This is a genomic window from Streptomyces sp. NPDC046931, assembly GCF_040644655.1.
Lineage (GTDB): Bacteria > Actinomycetota > Actinomycetes > Streptomycetales > Streptomycetaceae > Streptomyces.
The window spans coordinates 1-1,167 of the sequence record NZ_JBEYWX010000073.1; the positions used below are offsets into that span (position 1 = coordinate 1).

2 protein-coding genes are annotated in these 1,167 nt (G+C 69.8%); both read right to left on the reverse strand.

The features are described from left to right. Positions 1 to 33: 33 nt before the first annotated feature. Positions 34 to 654: a transposase gene (locus ABZ876_RS39095; protein ID WP_361791209.1), complete on the reverse strand. Its 621-nt coding sequence runs from the start codon at positions 652 to 654 to the stop codon at positions 34 to 36. Beyond that, positions 564 to 1,109: a winged helix-turn-helix domain-containing protein gene (locus ABZ876_RS39100; RefSeq protein WP_361791212.1), complete on the reverse strand. Its 546-nt coding sequence runs from the start codon at positions 1,107 to 1,109 to the stop codon at positions 564 to 566. The genes ABZ876_RS39095 and ABZ876_RS39100 overlap by 91 nt, the downstream gene beginning before the upstream one ends. Positions 1,110 to 1,167 lie beyond the last annotated feature (58 nt).

Sequence of the window (1,167 nt, forward strand, 5' to 3'; positions counted from 1 at the left end):
TGCCGCTGAGGTTGAAAGGGTGGGGTGACAGCGTTACGGAGGCTCCAGTGCCAGTCCGGTCCCGGCGATGAAGCCGTCGAGTACTTCGGGTCGGCGTTGGATGCCGCGTAAGCGGTTCTTCACGAGCGGGGTGAGGTCTTCGATCGCGTGGGGTGCGAGGTTGGCCAGGGACTTCTTCACGTGGGCCCAGACGCCTTCGACGGGGTTGAGGTCGGGCGCGTAGGGCGGGAGCTTGACGATGGTCAGCCAGTCGCTGTTGCGCTCGCAGAACTCCCGCAAGGGCTTGGCGTGATGGGTGCTGGCGTTGTCCCACACCACGATCAGCGGGACATCGCCGAGCTGCCGGCGGGCGGAGGTCAGCAGGTCTGCGAACTCGCGGGCCCGGAAGCCCTTCTGCTCGCCGGTACGGCCCCGGTACGTCTGGGTCCGGTAGATCAGACGGGTCTCGCGGCCTGGCCGGACGCAGATCATCCCGGCCATCAGGACCCGGCCCGAACCCTTGCCCACCACTTTGACCAGCGGCGTCCTGCCCCGCCGTGACCAGGTGCGGCCCTTGCCGGGCTTCAGGTCCTGCCCGGCCTCGTCCTCGAAGACGATCCACGCGCCCAGGAGCTGGGCCGTCCTCTTACCCGTGACCACTGCTCCGTCAGCCACCGCGCGACTGCCTGCTCATCGCGCTCGACGGCCCGGTGCGCGGGGACCTGCGGTGACCAGCCCAGCCGGTGCAGCAGATACGACACCCCACGCGGGGTATACCGGTAGCCGAACAGGCTATGGATCAGCTCCGCGACCCTCGCCAGGGTCCAACGCTGGTCCTGTGTCCAGCCGTGCGCCGCCGGTCCCGCCTCCAGCTCGGCTTGCAGTCGTTCCGCCTGGGCATCGCTGAGCTGACACGCGAAACCGCCGGGCCCCTTGGAGGCCAGAGCCGCGCTGCCGCCCTCGCGCCAGGCGGCGTGCCAGGCGTACGCAGACTTCCGCGACACCCGTAACCTGCGGGCCACCTCCGGCGGCCGCACGCCTCGCTCGAACATCTCCGCGGCCTCGAAGCGCACTGCCTCACGCTTCGCCCGCCCCGCGGCGGTCAGGCCGCCGCCATCCGCGTACCTCATGACGAGGATCTAGCACCGCCAACGCCCGCTGTCACCCCACCCTTTCAACCTCAGCGTC

What these genes read in the sequence shown, in the direction of transcription:
- ABZ876_RS39100 (WP_361791212.1), bottom strand. Translation starts at nt 1,109, where the DNA reads ATGAGGTACGCGGATGGCGGCGGCCTGACCGCCGCGGGGCGGGCGAAG.